General features: G+C 62.2%; 19 protein-coding genes and 1 tRNA gene. 16 read left to right on the top strand and 4 right to left on the bottom strand.

The annotated features are described in order from the left end of the window. Positions 1-80: 80 nt before the first annotated feature. A tRNA-Cys gene (locus tag GGR38_RS16155) sits at positions 81-154 on the bottom strand. Between the two features lie 262 nt (positions 155-416). Between GGR38_RS16155 and GGR38_RS16160 the strand changes: the two genes are divergently transcribed. The 8 genes from GGR38_RS16160 to GGR38_RS16195 are packed head-to-tail and all read left to right on the top strand — an operon-like array spanning position 417 to position 7,831. Further along, entirely contained in the window at positions 417-1,529 is a 1,113-nt protein-coding gene (locus GGR38_RS16160) for an S-(hydroxymethyl)glutathione dehydrogenase/class III alcohol dehydrogenase (RefSeq protein ID WP_183627211.1), read from the top strand. A gap of 13 nt (positions 1,530-1,542) precedes the next feature. Continuing rightward, positions 1,543-1,929 (top strand): VOC family protein, encoded by a 387-nt coding sequence (locus GGR38_RS16165; protein ID WP_343059133.1) that lies wholly within the window; start codon positions 1,543-1,545, stop codon positions 1,927-1,929. Next, positions 1,929-2,351, top strand: a complete 423-nt coding sequence (locus GGR38_RS16170) for an NAD(P)H-dependent oxidoreductase subunit E (RefSeq protein ID WP_183627212.1) — start codon at positions 1,929-1,931, stop codon at positions 2,349-2,351. Before GGR38_RS16165 ends, GGR38_RS16170 begins: the two co-directional genes overlap by 1 nt. After that, positions 2,348-3,859 (top strand): NADH-ubiquinone oxidoreductase-F iron-sulfur binding region domain-containing protein, encoded by a 1,512-nt coding sequence (locus tag GGR38_RS16175; RefSeq protein WP_183627213.1) that lies wholly within the window; start codon positions 2,348-2,350, stop codon positions 3,857-3,859. The genes GGR38_RS16170 and GGR38_RS16175 overlap by 4 nt, the downstream gene beginning before the upstream one ends. Further along, the gene (gene mobA, locus GGR38_RS16180) at positions 3,856-4,389 is read left to right on the top strand and encodes a molybdenum cofactor guanylyltransferase (protein WP_183627214.1); all 534 of its coding nucleotides are present in this window, start codon (positions 3,856-3,858) and stop codon (positions 4,387-4,389) included. Before GGR38_RS16175 ends, mobA begins: the two co-directional genes overlap by 4 nt. After that, a complete protein-coding gene (fdhF, locus tag GGR38_RS16185; RefSeq protein ID WP_183627215.1) occupies positions 4,379-7,213 on the top strand; it encodes a formate dehydrogenase subunit alpha in 2,835 nt (944 codons plus the stop codon). The genes mobA and fdhF overlap by 11 nt, the downstream gene beginning before the upstream one ends. Continuing rightward, positions 7,210-7,419: a formate dehydrogenase subunit delta gene (locus GGR38_RS16190; protein ID WP_246404787.1), complete on the top strand. Its 210-nt coding sequence runs from the start codon at positions 7,210-7,212 to the stop codon at positions 7,417-7,419. The genes fdhF and GGR38_RS16190 overlap by 4 nt, the downstream gene beginning before the upstream one ends. Before the next feature lies 1 nt (position 7,420). Then, positions 7,421-7,831, top strand: a complete 411-nt coding sequence (locus GGR38_RS16195; protein ID WP_183627216.1) for a ketosteroid isomerase-related protein — start codon at positions 7,421-7,423, stop codon at positions 7,829-7,831. A gap of 267 nt (positions 7,832-8,098) precedes the next feature. On the opposite strand, the gene GGR38_RS16200 is transcribed toward GGR38_RS16195, so the two are convergent. Both GGR38_RS16200 and GGR38_RS16205 read right to left on the bottom strand, forming a co-directional pair. Beyond that, complete coding sequence (locus GGR38_RS16200) at positions 8,099-8,728, bottom strand: winged helix-turn-helix domain-containing protein (RefSeq protein WP_246404790.1); 630 nt, start codon at positions 8,726-8,728, stop codon at positions 8,099-8,101. Positions 8,729-9,001: 273 nt separating this feature from the next. Beyond that, positions 9,002-10,210 carry an LL-diaminopimelate aminotransferase gene (locus GGR38_RS16205; RefSeq protein WP_183627217.1) on the bottom strand — a complete coding sequence of 403 codons (1,209 nt, stop codon included), beginning with the start codon at positions 10,208-10,210 and terminating at the stop codon, positions 9,002-9,004. A 456-nt stretch (positions 10,211-10,666) separates the two neighbouring features. Between GGR38_RS16205 and GGR38_RS16210 the strand changes: the two genes are divergently transcribed. From GGR38_RS16210 to GGR38_RS16245, 8 genes are all read left to right on the top strand, one after another. Further along, positions 10,667-12,511, top strand: coding sequence for a PHA/PHB synthase family protein (locus GGR38_RS16210; RefSeq protein WP_246404810.1), 1,845 nt, complete (start codon positions 10,667-10,669; stop codon positions 12,509-12,511). 309 nt (positions 12,512-12,820) lie between these two features. Further along, positions 12,821-13,789 (top strand): phasin family protein, encoded by a 969-nt coding sequence (locus GGR38_RS16215; RefSeq protein WP_183627218.1) that lies wholly within the window; start codon positions 12,821-12,823, stop codon positions 13,787-13,789. A gap of 285 nt (positions 13,790-14,074) precedes the next feature. Further along, positions 14,075-14,446: an ATP-dependent Clp protease adapter ClpS gene (gene clpS / locus GGR38_RS16220; RefSeq protein ID WP_216650793.1), complete on the top strand. Its 372-nt coding sequence runs from the start codon at positions 14,075-14,077 to the stop codon at positions 14,444-14,446. Positions 14,447-14,645: 199 nt separating this feature from the next. Then, the gene (gene lptF, locus GGR38_RS16225) at positions 14,646-15,872 is read left to right on the top strand and encodes an LPS export ABC transporter permease LptF (RefSeq protein ID WP_183627219.1); all 1,227 of its coding nucleotides are present in this window, start codon (positions 14,646-14,648) and stop codon (positions 15,870-15,872) included. After that, positions 15,869-16,963 (top strand): LPS export ABC transporter permease LptG, encoded by a 1,095-nt coding sequence (lptG, locus tag GGR38_RS16230; RefSeq protein ID WP_183627220.1) that lies wholly within the window; start codon positions 15,869-15,871, stop codon positions 16,961-16,963. Before lptF ends, lptG begins: the two co-directional genes overlap by 4 nt. Before the next feature lie 180 nt (positions 16,964-17,143). Next, positions 17,144-18,028 (top strand): sterol desaturase family protein, encoded by an 885-nt coding sequence (locus GGR38_RS16235; protein ID WP_343059137.1) that lies wholly within the window; start codon positions 17,144-17,146, stop codon positions 18,026-18,028. A gap of 129 nt (positions 18,029-18,157) precedes the next feature. Continuing rightward, a complete protein-coding gene (locus tag GGR38_RS16240; RefSeq protein WP_183627221.1) occupies positions 18,158-19,309 on the top strand; it encodes an N-acetyltransferase in 1,152 nt (383 codons plus the stop codon). A 329-nt stretch (positions 19,310-19,638) separates the two neighbouring features. Then, positions 19,639-20,403: a response regulator gene (locus tag GGR38_RS16245; protein WP_183627222.1), complete on the top strand. Its 765-nt coding sequence runs from the start codon at positions 19,639-19,641 to the stop codon at positions 20,401-20,403. On the opposite strand, the gene GGR38_RS24455 is transcribed toward GGR38_RS16245, so the two are convergent. Then, complete coding sequence (locus GGR38_RS24455; RefSeq protein WP_183627223.1) at positions 20,394-22,073, bottom strand: CHASE domain-containing protein; 1,680 nt, start codon at positions 22,071-22,073, stop codon at positions 20,394-20,396. The genes GGR38_RS16245 and GGR38_RS24455 overlap by 10 nt on opposite strands. Positions 22,074-22,191 lie beyond the last annotated feature (118 nt).

Here is a 22,191-nt window from a genome sequence, read left to right on the forward strand (position 1 = left end):
CACGCGAGGCATAATACCAGACAAAAATGGCAGAAAACAGCCATTTACGGGACCTTCTCAGACGTCCTGAGAGGCAAAATTGGAGGCCCGAGCCGGAATCGAACCGGCGTGCACGGATTTGCAGTCCGCTACGTCACCACTCCGCCATCGGGCCATCCATGCGGTGAGGCGCTGCCACTAGACGAGGTCGAGGCGCTTGGCAACAGCGATTCTTGCAAATTTATGATCGCGGTTTCGGAACAACACTGACCACTCCGCGCCGGAGATTGCCTCCTTGCCATTGGCCCTTTGCGGGACCACAATTATCTTTCCATCGCCTTGATGCCATTGGGGCGTTGACGCCGCCCCCGTCCGGTTTGTATGTAAAGCAAACAAAATGGTCGGGGACTCATCGGCCTATTCAGGAGAGCATACAGATGAAGACCCGCGCCGCCGTTGCTTTTGCGCCCAAAACTCCGCTCGAAATCGTGGAAGTCGATCTCGAAGGCCCCAAGGCCGGTGAGGTTCTGGTGGAGATCATGGCAACGGGCATTTGCCATACCGACGCCTACACGCTCGATGGTTTTGATTCGGAAGGTATCTTCCCCAGCATTCTGGGCCATGAAGGCGCAGGCATCGTGCGCGAAGTAGGCGCGGGCGTCACCAGCCTTGTCCCCGGCGACCATGTGATCCCGCTCTACACCCCCGAATGCCGCCAGTGCAAAAGCTGCCTCTCGGGCAAGACCAACCTGTGCACCGCGATCCGCGCAACGCAGGGCAAGGGCCTGATGCCCGACGGCACGACCCGCTTTTCGTACAAAGGTCAGCCGATCTTCCATTACATGGGCTGCTCGACCTTCTCGAACTTCACCGTCCTTCCCGAAATCGCGCTGGCCAAAATCCGCAGCGACGCGCCATTCCAGTCGGCCTGCTACATCGGCTGCGGCGTGACCACGGGCGTGGGCGCGGTGGTCAACACCGCCAAGGTGCAGGTGGGCGACAATGTGGTGGTGTTCGGCCTCGGCGGCATCGGCCTTAACGTCATTCAGGGTGCGCGTCTGGCCGGCGCCAACAAGATCATCGGCGTCGACCTTAACCCCGACCGTGAGGAATGGGGCCGCCGTTTCGGCATGACCGACTTCCTGAACACCAAGAGCATGAGCCGCGAGGAAATCGTGGCGGCCATCGTGGTGATGACCGATGGCGGCGCAGATTACACCTTTGACGCCACCGGCAACACCGAGGTGATGCGCACCGCCCTTGAAGCCTGCCATCGCGGCTGGGGCACCAGCATCATCATCGGCGTGGCCGAGGCGGGCAAGGAAATCAGCACGCGTCCGTTCCAGCTCGTGACGGGGCGCAACTGGCGCGGCACGGCCTTTGGCGGGGCCAAGGGGCGCACAGATGTGCCCAAGATCGTCGACATGTACATGCAGGGCAAGATCGAGATCGACCCCATGATCACCCATGTCATGGGCCTTGAAGAGATCAACACCGCCTTTGACCTCATGCACGAAGGCAAGTCGATCCGCTCGGTCGTCGTGTTCTAAATCGGGAGAAAGAATGATGTTTACCCATATCATGGTCGGCTGCAGCGATCCGGCAAAGAGCAAGGTCTTTTACGATGCGCTCTTCGGCGCGCTGGGCGGCACCCCCGGTTTCGACACCGGCAAGGGCGCTTTCTATCAGCATAATGGCGGGGCCTTTGGCTTCACCCTGCCCGCCAATGGCGAACCGGTCAGCTATGCCAATGGCGGCACCATCGGCTTTGCCGCAACCAGCACCGACATGGTCGAGGCATGGCACGCGGCGGGCCTTGCCAATGGCGGCTCCTGCGAAGGCGCGCCCGGACCGCGCCCGATGCCGGGCCGCAACCTTTACGGCGCCTATCTGCGCGACCTTGATGGCAACAAGATCTGCGCCTTTGTCGATCTGACGGAAAAGGCATAATGAGTAACGAGCGCCTGCAAGAGATCCTCGCCCGGCATGCCGGGACCGAAGGGCCGCTGTTGCCGATATTGCACGATGTGCAGCGGGCCTTTGGCTGTGTGTCGGCCGACACACAGCAGGCCATCGCGCAGGCGCTCAACCTGTCCCGTGCCGAGGTGCATGGGGTGGTGAGCTTTTACCACGACTTCACCGAGGAAGCCGACCCGCGCCCCTGCGTTCAGCTCTGCCGGGCCGAGGCCTGTCAGGCGCGCGGGGTTGAGGCGCTGGTGGGGGCTGCAGAGGCCGCCGCCGGGAACCGGGTGCGGATCTCGCCCGTTTATTGCCTTGGCCTGTGCAGCGTCGGCCCTGCGGCAAGGATCGGGGATACGCTCCATGCGCGGCTCGATGCGGCCTCGCTGGTGCGGCTGGTGGAGGCGGCATGATGATCGTCCGCATTTCCGATGATTCGCTCGCCCTCGCGCTGGGGGCTGATGCTCTGGCCTCTGCCTTTGCGGCGGCGGGCGCCACGGTCGAGCGCGTGTCGAGCTGGGGTATGCACTGGCTCGAACCCTTGGTTGAGATTGACGGCATCGGCTATGGCCCCGCCACGATCGATGATGTGCCCGCCATCCTTGATGGTACCAGCGCGCTGAACATCGGCCCGATTGCCGAACACCCCTTCATCAAGCCCCAGCAGCGCCTGACCTTCGCCCGCGCCGGGCGGACGCGGCCCCTGAGCCTTGAGGATTATGAGGCGACCGGCGGCTGGTCCGGCCTGCGCCGCGCGCAATCCATGTCCGGCGAGGCGGTGATTGCCGAGGTTACCCAATCCGGCCTGCGCGGTCGCGGCGGGGCGGGCTTTCCGGCGGGGATCAAGTGGAACACCGTGGCCAAGGCGCCGGGCGGGCGCAAATATGTCGTCTGCAACGCCGATGAGGGCGATTCCGGCACCTTTGCCGACCGGATGCTGATGGAGGGCGATCCCTTCCAACTTATCGAGGGTCTGGCGATCTGCGCCCATGCCGTCGGCGCGCAGACAGCCTATATCTACACCCGCAGCGAATATCCCCATGCGATCGCCAAGCTGCGCGCCGCCATTGACCTTGCCGCCGCCATCATCGCCCCGCTCCACATGGAAGTCCGCGAAGGCGCGGGCGCCTATGTCTGCGGCGAGGAAACCTCGCTGCTCAATTCCATCGAGGGCAAGCGCGGCGTGGTGCGCGCCAAACCGCCTCTGCCCGCGCTCGAAGGTCTGTTCGGCTGTCCCACGGTGGTCAACAATGTGCTGACCATCGCGGCCATCCCGCATATCCTGTCCGAAGGCGGGGCGGCGGAATATGCCGCGCTGGGCGTGGACCGCAGCCTTGGCACCAAGCCGATCCAATTGGCGGGCAATATCAAGCATGGCGGGCTGTATGAAACAGCCTTTGGCATTTCGCTGCACGATCTGGTCTATACCGTCGGCGGCGGCACGGCCTCGGGCCGCCCGGTCAAGGCGGTGCAGGTGGGCGGACCTTTGGGCGCCTATATTCCCCCGACGCAATTCGATCTGCCGTTTGATTATGAAGCCTATGCCAGAGCCGATGCCTTGATCGGCCATGGCGGCGTGGTGGTGGTGGACGACAGCGCCGACATGGGCCGCCTCGCCCGTTTCGCCATGGAATTCTGCGCGGTGGAAAGCTGCGGCAAATGTACGCCATGCCGGATCGGCTCCACGCGCGGGGTTGAACTCCTCGACCGCATACGCGCCGGGGCCGAGGTGCTCGATCCCGTAGGCGCTCTGCCCCAGATGCACAATGCGCCCAAAGTGGCCCGCACCGCCGATCAGGATATCGCTCTGTTGGAAGAGCTGTGCGATACGATGAAATTCGGCTCGCTCTGCGCTCTGGGCGGGTTCACGCCCTATCCGGTGTTGTCAGCGCTGAAGCACTGGCCGGAGGATTTCACATGATTCTGGGTGCGGTTCTTGCCGGCGGCCTCTCCACCCGCTTTGGCAGCGACAAGGCGCTGGCCGTGCTAGACGGTCAGACGCTGATCGCGCGCGCGGTGGCCTTGCTGGCCCGCCAATGCAGCGCGGTGGTGGTGGTCGGCCGCGAGGAGAGCCCCGCCCCCTGCATCCCCGACTGGCCCGCGCCGGGCATGGGGCCGCTGGGCGGATTGGCCGCCGCGCTGCGCCATGCGCGCGACAATGGCTTTACCGATGTGCTGTGCGTCTCTGTCGATGCGGTGGGGCTGGATGACCGCCTGCTGGGTCAACTCTTCCCCTCGCCCGCCTATGTCGAGAGCCAGCCCGTGATCGGCCTGTGGCCCGCCCATGCCGCCGATGCGGTCGAGGCGATCCTGCGCGGTGACGGCAAACATTCGCTGCGCGCGCTGGTCGAGGCGACCGGCGCTAGGGGCGTCACGCTGCATCGCCCGCCCGCCAATATCAATTCCCCCGACGATCTCGCCCAATGCGAGGAGGCAATCCATGGCCTATGAAATTCAGCCCGATTTCGGCACCCCGGCGCGTGATGGCGCTCCGGTAACCCTGACCATTGATGGGCGCGCCGTCACCGTTCCGGCGGGCACCAGCGTGATGCGCGCCGCCGCCGAGATTGGCGGGGCGATCCCCAAACTCTGCGCCACAGATAACGTCGAGGCGTTTGGTTCGTGCCGCATGTGTCTGGTCGAGATCGAGGGCGCGCGGGGCCTGCCCGCGTCCTGCACCACGCCGGTGGCGGCGGGGATGGTGGTGAAGACCCAGACGCCGCGTCTGGAGAAGATCCGGCGCGGGGTGATGGAGCTTTACATCTCCGACCACCCGCTCGACTGCCTGACCTGCAGCGCGAACAATGATTGCGAGCTTCAGGATACCGCCGCGCAGGTCGGCCTGCGCGATGTGCGCTATGGCTATGCGGGCGAGAACCATCTGGGTCAGGCGCCGGACCTGTCCAACCCCTATTTCGCGTTCGATGCCAGCAAGTGCATCGTCTGCTCGCGCTGCGTCCGGGCTTGCGAAGAGGTGCAGGGCACCTTTGCGCTGACCATTGAGGGACGCGGGTTTGATTCGGGCGTTTCGGCGGGGGCGAAGGCTGACGATTTCCTGTCGAGCGAATGCGTCTCCTGCGGGGCCTGCGTTCAGGCCTGCCCGACGGCGGCGCTGAACGAGAAGTCGGTGGCCGAGATCGGCAAGCCCGAACGCGCCGTGGTGACGACCTGCGCCTATTGCGGCGTGGGCTGCACCTTCCGCGCGGAAATGCGCGGCGATCAACTGGTGCGCATGGTGCCGTGGAAGGATGGCAAGGCCAATCGCGGGCATAGCTGCGTCAAGGGCCGCTTTGCCTGGGGCTATGCCAACCATGCCGACCGGATCACCAAGCCGATGATCCGCGAGGCGATCACCCAGCCCTGGCGCGAGGTGTCGTGGGAGGAGGCGATCAGCTTTACCGCCAACCGCTTGAAGGCGATCAAGGCGCAATATGGCGCGCGAGCCTTGGGCGGGATCACGTCGAGCCGCTGCACCAATGAAGAAGCCTTCCTTGTCCAGAAGCTGGTGCGCGGAGGGTTTGGCTCGAACAATGTCGATACTTGCGCGCGGGTGTGCCATTCGCCCACCGGCTATGGGTTGAAGACCACCTTCGGCACCAGCGCGGGGACGCAGGATTTTGACAGCGTCGAGGATTCAGACGTCATCCTCATCATCGGTGCAAACCCCACCGATGGGCATCCGGTGTTCGCCTCGCGCATGAAGAAGCGGTTGCGCCAAGGGGCGAAACTGATCGTCATCGACCCGCGCCGGATCGACATGGTGCGCAGCCCGCATATCGAGGCCGCGCATCATCTGGCGCTGCAACCGGGCACCAATGTCGCGGTGTTGACGGCGCTTGCCCATGTGATCGTGACCGAAGGGCTGGCCGATGAGGCTTTTGTCCGCGAGCGTTGCGATTGGGATGAGTATCAGGATTGGGCGCGATTTGTGTCCGATGCTCGCCATTCGCCTGAGACGCTGGAGCCGGTAACGCGGGTTCCGGCGGAGGAATTGCGGGCGGCGGCACGGTTGTTTGCCACCCGGGGCAATGGCGCGATTTATTACGGCCTCGGCGTGACCGAACATTCGCAGGGTTCCTCCACCGTCATGGCGATTGCCAATCTGGCGATGGCGACGGGTAATGTCGGTCGGCGCGGCGTGGGGGTGAACCCTCTGCGCGGGCAGAACAATGTGCAGGGCGCCTGCGACATGGGCTCGTTCCCGCATGAATTGACCGGTTATCGCCATATTTCCGATGGCGACACGCGGGCGCAGTTCGAGGCGGAATGGGGCGTGGCGCTGGATGCGGAACCGGGTCTGCGCATTCCCAATATGCTGGATGCGGCGGTCGATGGCAGCTTCCGCGCGATCTATATTCAGGGTGAGGATATCCTGCAATCCGACCCCAATACGCATCACGTTGCCGCAGGGCTTGCGGCGATGGACTGCGTGATCGTGCATGACCTTTTCCTCAACGAAACCGCCAATTACGCCCATGTCTTCCTGCCGGGCAGCACTTTCCTTGAGAAGACCGGTACCTTCACCAATGCCGAGCGGCGCATCCAGATGGTGCGCCGGGTGATGGATCCGGCGAACGGTTATGAGGACTGGCAGGTCACGCAATTGCTGGCCCGCGCGATGGATCTGGATTGGGATTACAGCGATGCAGGCCAGATCATGGATGAGATCGCCCGCCTGACGCCTTCGTTTACCGGGGTGTCGCATGCACGGCTGGATGCCGAAGGCTCGCTGCAATGGCCGGTGAATGAGGCGCATCCCGATGGCAGCCCGATCATGCATGTCGATGGCTTTGTGCGCGGCAAGGGTAAGTTCGTCGTCACCGAATATATCCCCACCGATGAGCGTACCGGGCCTCGCTATCCGCTGCTGCTGACAACGGGGCGGATCCTCAGCCAATACAATGTGGGCGCGCAGACGCGGCGGACCGCCAATTCCGTGTGGCATGCCGAGGATGTGCTGGAAATCCACCCGACCGATGCGGAAAACCGGGGCTTGTCCAGTGGCGATTGGGTGAAGCTGGCAAGCCGGGCGGGTGAGACGACCCTGCGCGCGCTGGTGACCGATCGCGTGGCGCCGGGCGTGGTTTACACCACCTTCCACCACCCCGATACGCAGGCCAATGTGGTGACCACCGAGAACAGCGACTGGGCCACCAATTGCCCGGAATATAAGGTGACGGCGGTGCAAGTCATGCCCTCGAACGGGCCGACCGCGTGGCAGCGCGACTATGAAGCGCAGGCCCAGCAGGCGCGCAGGATCGAGGCAGCCGAATGAATACGACCGATCATCTGATCAAAATGGCCAACCAGATCGCCGCCAACCTTGCCGCCCAAGGGCAAGAGGTGGCGATCCGCGAGACCGCCCAGCATATCATCGACTTCTGGGACCCACGCATGAAGGCCGGAATCGCGGCGGCCGATCGCGCGCAATTGTCCGAAATCGCCCGCGCGGCGGTGGGCATTGTAACGGCAAAGGCCTGAGATGAACCAGAATGAAGCGCTGGCCCTGCTGGGGCGTTATTATGCCGCGTTCAATGCGGGCGATAATGAAGCGATGCTTGCCTGCCTGACCGAGGATGTTGCCCATGACATCAATCAGGGCGCGCGACAGATCGGCAAAGAGGCTTTCCGCCAGTTCCTCGCCCATATGGATCGCTGCTATCGCGAAAGGCTGGAAGATATCGTGCTGATGGCCGATGATCAGGGCGAGCGCGGGGCGGCCGAATTTACCGTGCATGGGCAATATCTCGCCACGGACGAAGGGCTGCCCGAGGCGAAGGGGCAGAGTTACGTCCTGCCGGCGGGCGCGTTTTTCAGCTTTCGCGATGGGCTGATCGCGCGGGTTGGCGTCTATTACAATCTGGCCGACTGGATGCACCAGGTCGGGGCATAGGCGCTTTTTCCAAGATTGCTTTTCAACGCCTCGCGCCCAAGGGTTTGCGGGGCGTTTTTACACCATATAACCAAAATGGATAGGCCACCCGTTCAGCGGGCAAAAAAAGACCCGGCCAAAGCCGGGTCGTGGAAGTTTGGGAGAGGATGCCTGAAAGGCACGTCCGATATGGGCTGGAATGGCCGGATCGGCAAGGCCAGAATTGTCTGAAATTCCTATTTGGATATATTAAATATAATTGAAATCCAAATTGGCTTCAATCGCCAATTATACACCTATCTGGATATTTTCTGTATTCATCAAGTCCATTTCAGCACGTCCAACCAGTTGATAACCACCCCCCGGCGCCGTCTGAATCCAGCCCGGCAAGCCCGCCACGGCCAGTTTCGAACGCAAACGACTCGTATGAACTGCCACGCTGTTGGTTTCCGGCACAAAGGACAGGTTCCACACATCACGCAGCAATTCGCGCTTGCCCACCGTTTCGCCCGGCGAATCCATAAGCCGCCAAAGGACCGCAAATTCGCGCGGATGCAGTCCCACCGACTTGTCGCCCACAAAGGCGTCACGCTCGATCAGATCGAGCCGCAGCGGCCCATGCTGACGCCAGCGCACCAGCGCTTCGGCCTGCTGTGTGATGCGCAAGGCGCGCGCATGCAATTCGGGCAGGCCGATGGTCAAATCGCAAATATCGCCAAAACCGCGCCGCAACAGGCGCGCGCGCTCCTGCCCGTCGCTCATGCCGATCACCAGCGCCCAGCGCCGCAACCGCACGCCGCGCGCGCCATTGAGCCAGCGCCATACACCGGCATCCACCGTTTCATGATCAATCAGAATCGGAGTGTCAGGCGTCAGTGCACGAATGGCTTCGGGCGAATTGATATCGTCCGACTGCATGCGCCACCCAGAGATCCGCAGATCGACGTCCCCGAAAATCGAACGTCCGGCCAGCCAGTGAAAACACCGCACCGCGTATCCCCCAAACAGAAAAACAATTCATCATCGGGGACAGTGGGCATAATAGCTGAGCCATTGGTAATGCCAAAAAGTTAACGCTCATTTAGGCATAGGCGGCGCATTTGGGGCGCGCATGACAAAGAAAACATTAAACCAAAACGCCCGGCGCATCTCTGCACCGGGCGTCATGTTAATTCCAAAATCTTAAAAATTTCAGCCCGTTTTGCCCGGGGGAACATTAACCCCCATGCTGGTCAGATAGCGCTTTACGTTGCGCGCGGCCTGACGCAGGCGCTGTTCGTTTTCGACCATGGCGATGCGGACATAGCCTTCGCCATCCTCGCCATAGCCCACGCCCGGCGCCACGGCGACTTCGGCATGAGTCAGCAATTGCTTGGAAAATTCCAAAGACCCAAGATGCGCCAGCGCAGGCGGCAAAGGCGCCCATGCGAACATGCTGGCCTTGGGGCTGGGAATATCCCAACCGGCGCGGCCAAAGCTTTCCACCATCACATCGCGGCGCTTTTGATAAAGCAGTCGGTTCTGTTCAACGATATCCTGCGGGCCGTTGAGCGCCGCACAGGCCGCCGCCTGAATCGGGGTGAACGCGCCGTAATCCAAATAGGATTTCACCCGCGTCAGCGCCGCGATCAACTGCTTGTTTCCAACCGCAAAGCCTACGCGCCAGCCGGCCATGCTGAAGGTCTTGGACATGCTGGTGAATTCCACCGCAACATCCTTGGCGCCGGGCACTTCGAGGATCGAGCGCGTCGGGTTCCCGTCAAAATACAGCTCGGAATAGGCAAGGTCGGACAGGATCCACACCTTGTTTTCCTTGGCCCAGGCCACCAGCCGCTCATAGAACGCCAGATCGACCGTTTCGGCGGTGGGGTTGCTGGGATAATTGACGATCAGCACCGAGGGACGCGGCACCGAATATTTCATCGCGCGGTCCAGCGAATCCCAATAACGCTCATCCGGCGTCGTGGGCACCGAGCGGATCGTCGCGCCCGCGATAATGAAGCCGAACGTGTGGATCGGATAGGACGGATTAGGCGCCAGCACGACATCGCCGGGCGCCGTGATCGCGGTAGCCAGGCTGGCCAGCCCTTCCTTAGACCCCATCGTCATCACCACTTCGGTTTCGGGATCGAGATCCACGTTAAACCGGCGGCCATAATAATTGGCCTGCGCCTTGCGGATGCCGGGGATGCCTTTGGACGCCGAATAGCCATGCGCGCTGGGCTTTTGCGCCACTTCGCACAGTTTTTCGATGACATGGGGCGGCGGGGGCAGATCGGGGTTGCCCATGCCAAGGTCGATGATGTCCTGCCCGCTAGCTCGTGCTGCGGCCCGCATCGCATTGACTTCGGCGATGACATAGGGCGGCAGTCGCTTCATGCGGTAGAATTCTTCGGACATCGGACCTTTCCTGTATTTTTCCCCACGAACACGCATCGACACATACGCCACCATGGCGAAGTGCGGGCGCCCAAGCGGCGCCACCACGGCGGGGGAGGCCGCTCCCATGCGCCTTTTTGCCCCGAAACGCGAGAGCGGGATGCAAAAAATTTGCAAGCGGCCCCGGCGCGCTCGCAAAATCAGGAAAAGACCGTCATCAATTTTACGCCATGCTGGCGCATCAAATGCTTGCCGCAGGCGCACAGTCGTATCATGCTGGGCCGGAATTGAGGCGACCGGGAGAACAAGCGCATGAGCACCACAACCGATGGCATCGAAGGCGCCGGCACCAAGGCCCCCTCCCTCGATCCGCTGTCGAGCTTGATGATGCTCCCGTTCGAGGTGGCCAGTCAGACGATGGATCAATGGCTTAATCCCAAGACCGCGCTTCCCGATGTACTGGAACAGGCTGGCGCGATGATGGATGCCGGATTGGCCGGGGATGGCCCGATAGGCAATGGCGAGGACGCCGCGCATTGGGCCGATGTGGCCGGGCGGATGCAGGCCAAATGGATGGAATTCCAGACCCAGCAGGCGGGCAAGGCGATGTCGGGCCTGCTCTCAGGCGATCTGTTCAAGGCCGAGTTGAACGGCCTCGCCTCGCTCTCGCCCGCGATGAACGAGATGCTGGCGCAATGGGGTCGACAGATCCCGCTGGTGCGGCCAGAAACCCAGCAAAAGCTGCTCTCCGATGGGATGAAGCTGTGGGAGGGCGTGCTGGCGCAATGGGGGCTGCATACCGGCAAGGGCGAGGCGCAGACCGCCGCCCTGCCCCGCAGTGACCGCCGATTTGCCGATGCGGCATGGCGCGAGACGCCTTATTTCGCGCTGGTGCATCAGACCTATCTGTTGATGGCCGAACAGATCACGGCGATGGCCGATTCGGTCGAAGGGCTGGACGAACCGCGCAAGGAGCAGTTGCGCTTCTATACGCGCACGATGATCGAGGCGCTCAGCCCGGACCATTTCGCGCTGACCAATCCGCTGGTGATGGAAAAGGCGATCGAGACGCGCGGCGAAAGTCTGGTCAAGGGACTGGAGCATCTGCTTGAGGATGTGAAGCGCGGGCAGTTGAGCCATACCAACCGGGACGCCTTCAAGGTGGGCGAGAATATCGCCGCCACGCCCGGCAAGGTCGTGCATCGCACCCCGTTTTACGAATTGATCCAATATTCGCCCAGCACCGAACAGGTGATGGCCACGCCGTTGCTGATTTTTCCGCCGTGGATCAACCGGTTTTACATCCTCGACCTCAATGCGAAGAAGAGCTTCGTCAAATGGGCGGTGGATCAGGGGATCACCGTGTTTCTGGTGAGCTGGAAATCGGCCGATCCGAATGACCCCGACATGGATTGGGGCGCGGTGACATGGGACGATTATATCGGCGCCCAGATCGAGGCCATCGACGTGGTGCGCGAGCGGCTGAAAGTGCCCTCGGTGCACACTATCGGCTATTGCGTGGCGGGCACGACGCTGGCGGCCACGCTGGCGGTGCTGGCGCGGCGGGGCGAGGCCGAGAAGGTGGCCAGCGCGACCTTTTTCACCGCGCAGGTCGATTTTGAAAAGGCGGGCGAGCTCAAGACCTTTATCGACGATCAGCAACTGGCCGCGATCGGCGCGCTGGCGCAGAACGGGGTGATCGACGGGCGCTATCTGGCGGCAACCTTCAACCTGCTGCGTTCGCAGGATCTGATCTGGAGCTATGTGACGCGCAATTACCTGCTGGGCGAGGATTATTCGGCCTTCGACCTGCTGTTCTGGAATGGCGACAGCACGAATCTGCCCGCTGGCTGGCATCAATCCTATCTGCGCGACCTCTATCGCGACAATCTGCTGGTTCAGCCCGATGCGCTGAGCGGTTGCGGCACGCCCATCGATCTGTCGCGCATCACCACGCCCGCCTATATTCAGGCCGGGCGCGAGGATCATATCGCGCCGCCCGAGAGCGTGTGGCGTCTGAGCGGGCAGTTGAAGAACAGCCCACATGTGTTCGTTCTCGCCGGGTCGGGGCATATTGCGGGCGTGGTCAATCCGCCTGCGGCCAAGAAGTATCAGTTCTGGACCAATGATGAGCAGGCCGAAAATCTGGCCGCCTTTGTCGCACAGGCGAAGGAAACGCCGGGCAGTTGGTGGAATCACTGGCTGGGCTGGCTGCAGGAGCAGGCGCCCGAACAGGTGGCTGCCAAGGGCAAGCGCATTCCGGGCGGGCGCGGCGACAAGGTTCTGGCCGATGCGCCGGGCGATTACGTAAGGGCGCGATAGAGGGCCTGCGAGCCCCCTTTATGCTGCAAGTGCGAAATGCTGGATTTTCACCCGCGAGCCTGATGAGCTTTTCGCGCCGCAAATCTATTACGAAAACGCCTTATTTGTTTGATTTTCATCAAGCTTGGGCGAAATCGTCTCCGATACGGGGTAATCATATGCTGCGGCGCACAAAAAGCGCTTGACTCCGAGGCGCCGAATCATCATTGTGCATCGCAACAAAGGTGAGGATCTCGGCAGGCCCGATCACATCGGACGCACTGGGATTATGCACCAATTCAACAGTCGGTTGAACGGGAAGCAGGTCCAATGAGCAAGAAGCCCACTACCAAGGCTACCTTTCGTACCACGCGCGCACCCATTGCCAAGCCCGCCGCGTCGTCGATCACTCCGGAAACCGCTGTTGAGGCCCCTGCTGAGGCATCGCCTGCCATCGAAGTCGCAGCCGTTGAGCCCGAGATCGAAGTGACGCCGGTGGCCGAACAAGCCGCGCCGGTTGAAGAAGCACCCGTTGCCGAGGAAGCGCCTGTCGAGGCCGCTCCCGAGCCGGTCGCCGAAACGGTCGCTGTCGAAGCTCCCTTCGAAGAAACACCTGCTGTCGAGACCGAGGCCAAGATCGAGGCGCCGGTTGCGCCCATCGTCGCCGAAGAACCGGTGGCCAAGCCCGTCCGCAAGCCTGCCCCGCGCAAGGTTGCGGCCAAGCCCGAAACCGTATCCCCCACCTCTGTTCCCGAGGTTGAAGCCCCCACCGTGGAGGTGAGCGCCCAAGCCCCGTTGCCGACCGAAACCGCCGCACAGCCGCCGCGCTGGCCCAATATCTTCGCCAAGGAGTTTGCCATGTCCACGTTCCCCAGCTTCGATTTCGCTGCCCCCTTCCAGACCGCTTTTGCCGACTTCCAGGAAAAGGCCAAGACCGCCTATGAAAAGGGCAATTCGGTGTTTGGCGATTACAGCGAATTCGCCAAGGGCAACGTCGAAGCTCTGGTCGAATCGAGCAAGATCCTGGCTGCCGGCCTGCAGGAACTGACCTCGGCCTATGTGTCGGAAGGCCGCGCCGGCTTTGAAACGCTGACCGCCGAAGTCAAGGAACTGGCCGCTGCCAAGAGCCCGACCGACTTCCTCAAGCTGCAGAACGATCTGGCCAAGAAGCACTTCGACGACGCCGTCGCCGCCGCTTCGAAGCATTCCGAAGCGCTGGTCAAGCTGGCCAACGAAGCGGCTCAGCCGATCTCGACCCGCGTGACGCTGGCGGTCGAAAAGATCAAGGCTGCCGCCTGATCCATTAATGCGGGGCGGCCCTGTGCCGCCCTTGCCTGCAAAGCCCGGCTTTTCCGCCCTCTCACCGGATTGCCGGGCTTTTTGCCGCCTGTTCGGGCCGACTTTCCGTTTGCATGATGCGCGATAATGCGCCAACTTTGTGAACCTCGGTTATGGTTTTGACCGAATATGCGACAGGCTCGCGCATAGAAGCGCTTGTCCTGCCCCCATGATTCGCGGTATTTGGGCCGGATGATTCTCTCCCGTTCCCCTATCTCGGCCACATGTGGCTTGGCGGCCCCATGCATGGATGCCGCACATCCCCATCATGCCGCCGATGCGCGCCCCATCTTTGCCGGTGAGGATGATGATCGCGGCGGTCAGGGACAGATCGGCCTTGCCACGCGCACCCGCGCGCGACCTAAAAAGCCTAGCCAGTTCAAAGTCTTGATGCTGAATGACGATTATACACCGATGGAATTCGTCGTCATGGTGCTCAAGCGTTTCTTCAACATGGATCTGGAACAGGCCACCCGTGTGATGCTGCATGTGCATCAGCGCGGCGTGGGGGTCTGCGGCATTTTTCCCTATGAAATCGCCGAGACGAAGGTGAATCAGGTGATGGATTGCGCAAGGCAGAACCAGCATCCGCTGCAATGCACGCTGGAAAAGGCCTGAGGCCACACCTCGCAGCCGATTTGCGACAGGCGACCTCGCGCCCCCTTGCGCCGGGCCGTTCCCCCGCTTAACTGAACCGCGAAACTCGGGTTGCGGTGCGCCTTTGCATTGGCGCGCCCGGCCCGCTGTGTGAAGAGAGCCCCCATCGCGTGACATCCCGCCCGACCCTCTATCGCCAGGCCGCCGTCGCGGGGCACGCATGAAATTCTTTACCGCCGCCGACCGCTATATCTTCCGACTGGTGCTGATGCCGATGCTGGCGGTGTTCATCATCGCGGCCTCGCTGCTGCTGGTGGACAAGATGCTGCGCCTGTTCGAATTCGTCTCCACAGAGGGCGGACCGGTCAGCGTGGTGTTCAAGATGCTGGCCAATCTGCTGCCCGAATATGCCAGTCTGGCGATTCCGCTCGGGCTGATGCTGGGCATTTTGCTGGCCTTCCGCAAACTGGCCATGTCGAGCGAGCTGGACGTGATGCGCGCGGTGGGGCTCAGCTATACGCGGCTTCTGCGCGTGCCTTTCATGATCGCGCTGCTGATGGCGGCGATCAATCTGATCATCGTCGGCTATGTCCAGCCGATGGCGCGCTATTATTATGAACAGCTTGATTTCGAACTGCGCACCGGGGCGCTGGGCGCCTCGATCAAGGTGGGCGAATTCAACACGCTGAAAGACCGGATGAGCCTGCGCATCGAGCAGAGCCGCGAGGATGGCCATGAGCTGGTCGGCATTTTCGCGCGCGTCACCGAGGCCAATGGCGAGGTCCTCTCGATCAGCGCACGCCGGGGCCGCTTCCTCGCGCTTCAGGAAAATCTCGATACGGTGATCCTGCGCCTGACCGACGGTCAGATCGTGCAGAGCCCCAAGGGATTGAACCCCCGCGTGCTCAGCTTCAGCACGCATGACCTGCCCATCGACCTGCCCGCCTTGGAAAAATTCCGCAAACGCGGCGGGCGCGAGCGCGAATATGTGCTGCCTGAATTGCTGAAGATCGGCTGGGACAAGGGCAGCAGCGAGCATGACAAAACTGTGGTCAAGGCCAGCCTCAACTATCGTCTGGTCGAAGTGGTGATGATCCTGATGCTGCCCTTGCTGGCGGTCGCGCTGGCGGTGCCGCCCAAGCGTTCATCCTCCTCACTGGGGGTGTTCGTCTCGATTGTGATGGTTGTGGCCTATCACAAGGTCAATGAATATGGGCAATCGGTGGCCGAACTGGGCCGGATCGATCCGGCGCTGGCGCTGTGGGTGCCCTTTGCGGTCTTTGCCGGAATGATTGCGTGGATGTATTACACGCTGGCCTATGTGCCGGGCGGACAGCCAATCGGCGCGCTCGAACGCTTTGCCGCCACGCTGGGCAAGGCGATCACGCGCCTGCTGGACCGCACCGCGGCGCAAAAGGGCGCCCGCAAGAGCGAGGCCGACGCATGATGGACCTGTTCCCCTCGCGCACGCTCACGCTCTATTTGTCGCGCCTGTTCATCACGCGCATTCTGGGCGTGCTGGTGATGCTGGTGCTGGTGCTGCAGGTGCTGGACCTGCTCTCGGAGAGCGGCAATATTCTGGCCCATCCCGGCAATGGTCAGGCACAGATCTGGCATTATGTCACGCTGCGCGCGCCGCAACTGGTGGCGCGCTTCCTGCCCTATTCGGTGCTGCTGGCCACGCTTTTCACCTTCTTTCCGCTCAACCAGAACAGCGAAGTGATCGCGATGCGCGCGGCGGGCCTGTCCGCGCATCAGATTCTCGCCCCGATGCTGGCCACCGCGCTGGTCGTCTCGGGCGTCAGCTTTATGTTCAACGAGATGGTCGTCACCCGCGCCACCGCCGATCTCAAGGCATGGCAGAATGTGCAATTTGGCGAGATCCCTAACGAACCGGCCGAACGCACCAATCTCTATCTGGCCGACGGGTACAATATCCTTGGCGCCGATACGATGAACGGCAGCGGCAAGGCGATCCGCCTGCACGGGGTGACATGGTATGAACGCGACCCTCAGGGGTTGATCACCCGCCGCGTGATTGCGCCGCTGGCCACCTATGCCGCGCCGGGCTGGCGGCTGGACAAGCCCGAAAGCTTCGATGTGGCCAGCGCGGTGCTGACCCGCCCCGGCCCGATGGTGGTGGCCAAGGGCATCACCCCGGCCCAGATCGACATCACCCAGGCCGACGCCGACCGCATGAACCTGTTCCAGTTGCACCGGACCATTCAGGCGCTGCGCGCGGGCGGGCGACGGACCTCGGATCTGGAAAGCAAATGGTGGCACAAGATCTCGGGGCCTTTGTCGGCGCTGCTGATGCCGCTGCTCGGCTCGGTGGCGGCCTTTGGTCTGGCGCGTTCAGGGCAATTGTTCATCCGCGCGATTCTGGGCATGGCGCTGGGTTTCACCTATTTCGTGGTCGACAATCTCAGCCTCGCGGTCGGCAATTTTGGCGGTTATCCGCCGCTGGTGGCGGCATGGGCGCCGTTCATCCTGTTCCTGCTGGTGGGCGAAACCGTATTGGTGCGTACCGAGGAATAGGCCGGTCAAACCGGTTGGCATAAAACGCCCTACCCCCTGCCTTGCCCCGTTTATGCCCCAATTGCATGGTCTAGGGCGCGCAAGAGACGAGCGCGCCCTGCTTCCCATAAAGGCAGAGGCCCTTGCCCCGCCCGCCTCGGACCTTTAAATACGCGCCAAGACTTTCGAGGAACCGATCACGTGGCCACCAACAACGCCGCACTGGACGAAGCCAAGCTGCCCTTCTGGAAGCGTTCGCACTATCTTGACCGCATGAATTTGCGCGATCTGGTGTTCGCCTATTTCCAGCATTACACGATCATCGCCTATCTGGCGCTGGCCGTGGCGGGCTTTGTCGTGTTTGGGTGGAACCCTACCGGCCTGTGGCGCGCAGCGGCCATCGTGGCTGCGGCCGCGGCGGTCTATCCGCTGGTCTGGCATCTGCTCCACCAATATATCCTGCATGGTCAGTGGCCCTATAAGTTCAAGCTGCTGGCCAGCACGTGGAAGCGCATCCACTATGACCACCATCAGGACCCCAACCATCTGGAGGTTCTGTTCGGCGCGCTGCACACCACCGTGCCCACGATCTTCATCGCCACGGCCCCGGTCGGCGCGCTGATCGCCGAGGACGGACATCGCATCGGCGGGGCGGCACTCGCCTTCTCGATCGGCATCCTGACCACCTGCTATTATGAATTCATGCATTGCATCCAGCATCTGGCCTTCAAGCCGAAGTGGAAGTGGGTGCAGCACATGAAGCAGCGCCACAATGAGCACCACTATGTGGACGAGGACGGCAATTTCGGGATCACCAATTATTTCTGGGATCACGTGCTGGGCACCTATTATGAAAAGAAGGACCGCCCTGGCCGCAGCCCCACCGTGTTCAACCTTGGCTATACCGAGGAAGTGGCGAAGAAATACCCTTGGGTGAAGGACTTGTCGGGCGGCATCGCCAGCGACCATCCCCGCCGCCGCGCCATCGTCAATGCCAAGAAACTGGCCGCGCAGGCCGAAGCGCCCACCGAGGAACAGATCCTGGCCCATGCCGCCGAAGCGGTGGGCATGGACACCGAGGCCTGATCCATCGGCGCGAAAATTCTCGCCTGATACAAAGTTGATGATGCGAGGGCCTGACCGCCCTCGCATTTTTCTTTTATTCCCAGCACGCCCCGCTACACATCGCACCGCAGATCAAGGGAGAACCGCCAGATGACCGCCATCACCATCACGCCCGCCAACACCAAGGCCGAGCGCGCGCAATGGGTGGATTACGTCTATGTGGCCAATGCGGGCGATCCCAATTTCGTGCCGCAATTGCGGATGGAGGAAATCGAGAAGGTCACCGCAGGCGGCAATCCGTTCCATGAACATGCCGATTGCCAATTGCTGCTGGCGCGGCGCGGCGGGCGGATCGTGGGCCGCATCGCAGCGATCATCGACCATCAGGCCACCAGCCAGCCGGTTGAACAGGGCATGGGGCCGGGCACCGGCAATTGGGGCGCGCTGGAGGCAGAGACGCAGGAAATCGCCAATATCCTGATCGCCAGCGCCGAAGATTGGCTGCGGGTGAAGGGCATGCATCGGGTGCTGGCGCCGATGAATCTATCGGTGTGGGAAGAGCCGGGCCTGCTGGTCAAGGGCCACGATCATCCGCCAACGGTGATGATGGGCCACCAGAACGCCAAGTTCCAGCCCTGGATCGAAGCGGCCGGTTACACCCCTGCCAAGATGCTCAACACATATGAACTGGACATCACGCAAGAATTTCCGCCGCTGATCCAGCGCATCGTCAAATCGGGCGAGAAGAACCCGCGCATCAACATCCGCGGCGTCAATCTGAAGGAATTCGACAAGGAAGCCGCGATCATCCTCGACATCCTCAACGATGCGTGGAGCGACAACTGGGGTTTCGTTCCCATTACCGACAGCGAAGTGGCCTATACGGGCAAGAAACTGAAGCCGCTGGTTAAATCCGATCTGGTGCAGATTGCCGAATATGACGGCGAACCGGTCGCCTTCATGATGACCCTGCCCGATATGAACGAGATCCTGAAAAAGATCGGGCCCAAGCCCTCACCGCTGGGCTGGATTCGACTGTTGCTGTGGATCTGGCGCCCGAAAGTGCGCACGATGCGCGTGCCTTTGATGGGCGTGCGCAAGCGGCTGCAATCGAGCCGCATGGCCAGCCAGTTGGCCTTTATGATGATCGAATATATCCGCCGCAATTCGGTGGCCAATTATGGCGCCAGCCGAGGCGAGATCGGCTGGATTCTGGACGATAATCAGGGGATGAATTCCATTGCCCGCGAAATCCATTCGACGGTGAACAAGGAATATCAGATCTATCAAAAGGACCTGTGAGCGGTCTTTGGGGGTTGCGGCACCGACCCTGTCCCCCAGCCCTACCACCCACAGGGCAATCGCGGAGGCGATTTCCCATCCATAAATTAGAAGGCCCTTGCTCTGGGGGGAGCAAGGGCCTTCACGGGATCGCGCCACCGCCGCGCTAGGACGGGAGGGGGGTCTGCAACGGTGACAAAGGGAAAACTCACGTCGCAAAATTTGGTTCCCGTATTTTTGAAAATTATTTTCGTCATGGCGCAAATGATCGCAATTGCTAGGATGCAAGGCTGTCCAATCCGCTCTATGTATCGGAAAAGACGGGCACCTGCCGCTGGTTGAGGGTCAATATGCCTTTGGGAACTGAAATCGCATCGCATTTGCCCTTTCTCCGGCGCTATGCGCGCGCGCTGACCGGGGATCAGCAGACGGGCGATGGTCTGGTGCGCCGCCTGCTGGAAAGCGCACTGGCCGAGCCGGAATTGCGCGCGCGGCTGGGCGGTGGGCGCCTGCCGCTCTATCGCGCCTTTTCCGATCTGTTCATCGCTCAGGACGCCCCAGCGCTTTCCCCTGCGCGCGCGCCCGCCGATCTGCGGCTGGGCCGGATCGCCCCGCTGGCCCGTCAGGCGCTGCTGCTGACCACGATCGAGGATTTTACCCCATCGCAGGCTGCGCAAATTCTTGGCCTGACGCCCGAGGAAACCGCCGATCTTGCGCGCGGCGCGGTGGCCGACATCGCCCGCGACAGCGCGACCAGCGTGCTGGTGATCGAGGATGAACCGCTGATCGCGATGCAGCTTGAAACGCTGGTCACCAGCATGGGCCACAGCATTTTCGGCACCGCCGCCACGCGCACGCAGGCGCAGAAACTGGTGGCGCAGGGCGTGCCGGGGCTGGTGCTGGCCGATATTCAACTGGCCGACGGATCGTCCGGGCTGGATGCCGTGGCCGATCTGCTGGCTGTGGCCGATGTGCCGGTGATCTTCATCACCGCTTTTCCCGAAAGACTGCTGACCGGCAACGGGCCTGAGCCGACCTGGCTGATCACCAAGCCCTTCCGCGAGGATGCCGTGCAGGCGGCCATGGCGCAGGCTTTGTTCTTCCGTCAGAGCTGATCGGCGCCTTCCCCACGTTTCGCCCGCATCTTGAACATGGCGGGCGAACGCAAGGGCAGCAGCATTTCGCAGCGCACCCCCTCGCGGGCAAAGACCAGTTCGAACCGCTCACCCAGTTCATGGGCCAGAATACGCTCGATCAATTCTGTGCCAAAGCCGCGCTGGCGCTGTTCGGGCACAGGCGGCCCACGGCATTCCTCCCAATTGACCCGCACCCGGTCTGCGCCATAGAGCGCCCAGCGAATACAGACGCACGCCCCTTCGACCGACAGCGCGCCATATTTGCTGGCATTGGTGGCCAGTTCATGGATCGCCAGCCCCAACGAGAGCGCATCATTGGGCGCCAGTTCAACATCCGGCCCTTCGAGCATCACCGTATCCCCCCGCGCATAAGGCGCCAGTTCCGCCTCGATCACACCGCGCAAAGGGGTCGTGCCCCAATTGCTGGCGATCAGCAGATCATGCGTGGCCGAAAGCGCCCTGATGCGCCCTTCCAGCGCGTCGGCAAATTCATTGAGCGCAGGCGATGACGGATCGCGATTTCGTCGCCGCGTCAGGGCGATGATCGAAAGCACATTGGCCAGCGTGTTCTTCACCCGGTGGTTCAGCTCGCGGCTCAAAACACCGCGGATCGAGGCCTGTTCGCGCAGCCATGCCAAAGAGGCGCGATCCTCCGAAGCCTGCCGCGCGACCAGCCATGCCATCCCCGCCAGCAGCCCGGCCACCACCGAACCCAGCGCCAGCGTGATAATCGCCACCTTGGACAGGCCGGGCGCCGCAGGCGGGCTGACCACCAGCACCATCGGGCGATGCGCCACCATCACCGGCATCTGCACCTGCCCGTCCGAGCCTTCCGCCGGTCCCACCTGTGCCAACAGGCGATCGGGCCGCACCGCGCCATCATAAAGCGACACGGCAAAATCATTCACCGGCTCCAGTTCGATCACCGATTGCAAAAAGACCTGAGCGTTGAAAGGCGCGCCCAGAACGCCGCGTATCCGCCCCGTCCCTTTATCGAACAGCGGCATATAGATCAGAAAACCGGGCCATGCGGGCCGCCCCCGATCCATTTCCAGCCGAATAGGGCCGGTGGCGATGGGGCGCTTTTCATGCTCGGCCCGGTCGATGGCGGTGCGGCGCTGGATTTCGGAATACATGTCAAAGCCATAGGACAGGCGGCGACGCGGCGTGGGATCGCCCAGATAGGTGACCGGCATCAAAACCCGCGCGCCCGGCGCGGGGGCGGGGTGGACGGTGAAATTCGTCATCCCCTCCGCCCGGCGCGCGGCCTCAAAGGCGGGGATCTGGCCCGGCGTGATCGCCTCGGCCCAACTGATACCCTCGGAACCGCGATATTCATCGTCGCCCGACAATTCCTGCGACAGGACGATAAATGCGGCCTGCGTCATATCATTGCGCTTTTCCAGCAACAGCGCCGTCGCGCGCAGATAGGCCGTATGCGCATTGACCCGCCGCCCCAGCGAGGCCCCCACCACACTGGCTGCGGCGCGGGCCTGTTGCCGGCGCTGGCGATTTTCGGTGCGTTCGGTGGTATAGGCGTAGAGCAGAGTGGCCAGCATCGCGAGCACAAAACCGGCTATCGGCAGCGCGCGCGGCATGCGTTCATACCAGCCTTGCGTGCCAACCTTATGTGCGATGATTCGGTCCAAAATCCGCCCCTTGCCCCGCCAATTGTGCCAGTTTGCAACGCTATCATGCAACAAACGGTTGCGCGTGGGAACCAAGCTGGGCAAGCTTCGTTCCCGTGCCAGTTAGTTTATGTAAGAT

Origin of the sequence: Novosphingobium sediminicola (assembly GCF_014196525.1) — a bacterium.
Lineage (GTDB): Bacteria > Pseudomonadota > Alphaproteobacteria > Sphingomonadales > Sphingomonadaceae > Novosphingobium > Novosphingobium sediminicola.

Excerpts from the sequence above, each read along its gene's own strand:
- lptG (WP_183627220.1), top strand. The coding sequence starts at position 15,869 with ATGATGGACCTGTTCCCCTCGCGCACGCTCACGCTCTATTTGTCGCGC.
- mobA (WP_183627214.1), top strand. The coding sequence starts at position 3,856 with ATGATTCTGGGTGCGGTTCTTGCCGGCGGCCTCTCCACCCGCTTTGGC.
- GGR38_RS16190 (WP_246404787.1), top strand. The coding sequence starts at position 7,210 with ATGAATACGACCGATCATCTGATCAAAATGGCCAACCAGATCGCCGCC.
- GGR38_RS16245 (WP_183627222.1), top strand. The coding sequence starts at position 19,639 with ATGCCTTTGGGAACTGAAATCGCATCGCATTTGCCCTTTCTCCGGCGC.
- GGR38_RS16215 (WP_183627218.1), top strand. The coding sequence starts at position 12,821 with ATGAGCAAGAAGCCCACTACCAAGGCTACCTTTCGTACCACGCGCGCA.
- lptF (WP_183627219.1), top strand. The coding sequence starts at position 14,646 with ATGAAATTCTTTACCGCCGCCGACCGCTATATCTTCCGACTGGTGCTG.
- GGR38_RS16210 (WP_246404810.1), top strand. The coding sequence starts at position 10,667 with ATGATGGATGCCGGATTGGCCGGGGATGGCCCGATAGGCAATGGCGAG.
- fdhF (WP_183627215.1), top strand. The coding sequence starts at position 4,379 with ATGGCCTATGAAATTCAGCCCGATTTCGGCACCCCGGCGCGTGATGGC.
- clpS (WP_216650793.1), top strand. The coding sequence starts at position 14,075 with ATGGATGCCGCACATCCCCATCATGCCGCCGATGCGCGCCCCATCTTT.
- GGR38_RS16175 (WP_183627213.1), top strand. The coding sequence starts at position 2,348 with ATGATGATCGTCCGCATTTCCGATGATTCGCTCGCCCTCGCGCTGGGG.
- GGR38_RS16160 (WP_183627211.1), top strand. The coding sequence starts at position 417 with ATGAAGACCCGCGCCGCCGTTGCTTTTGCGCCCAAAACTCCGCTCGAA.
- GGR38_RS16195 (WP_183627216.1), top strand. The coding sequence starts at position 7,421 with ATGAACCAGAATGAAGCGCTGGCCCTGCTGGGGCGTTATTATGCCGCG.
- GGR38_RS16170 (WP_183627212.1), top strand. The coding sequence starts at position 1,929 with ATGAGTAACGAGCGCCTGCAAGAGATCCTCGCCCGGCATGCCGGGACC.
- GGR38_RS16240 (WP_183627221.1), top strand. The coding sequence starts at position 18,158 with ATGACCGCCATCACCATCACGCCCGCCAACACCAAGGCCGAGCGCGCG.
- GGR38_RS16200 (WP_246404790.1), bottom strand. The coding sequence starts at position 8,728 with ATGCAGTCGGACGATATCAATTCGCCCGAAGCCATTCGTGCACTGACG.
- GGR38_RS16165 (WP_343059133.1), top strand. The coding sequence starts at position 1,543 with ATGATGTTTACCCATATCATGGTCGGCTGCAGCGATCCGGCAAAGAGC.
- GGR38_RS16205 (WP_183627217.1), bottom strand. The coding sequence starts at position 10,210 with ATGTCCGAAGAATTCTACCGCATGAAGCGACTGCCGCCCTATGTCATC.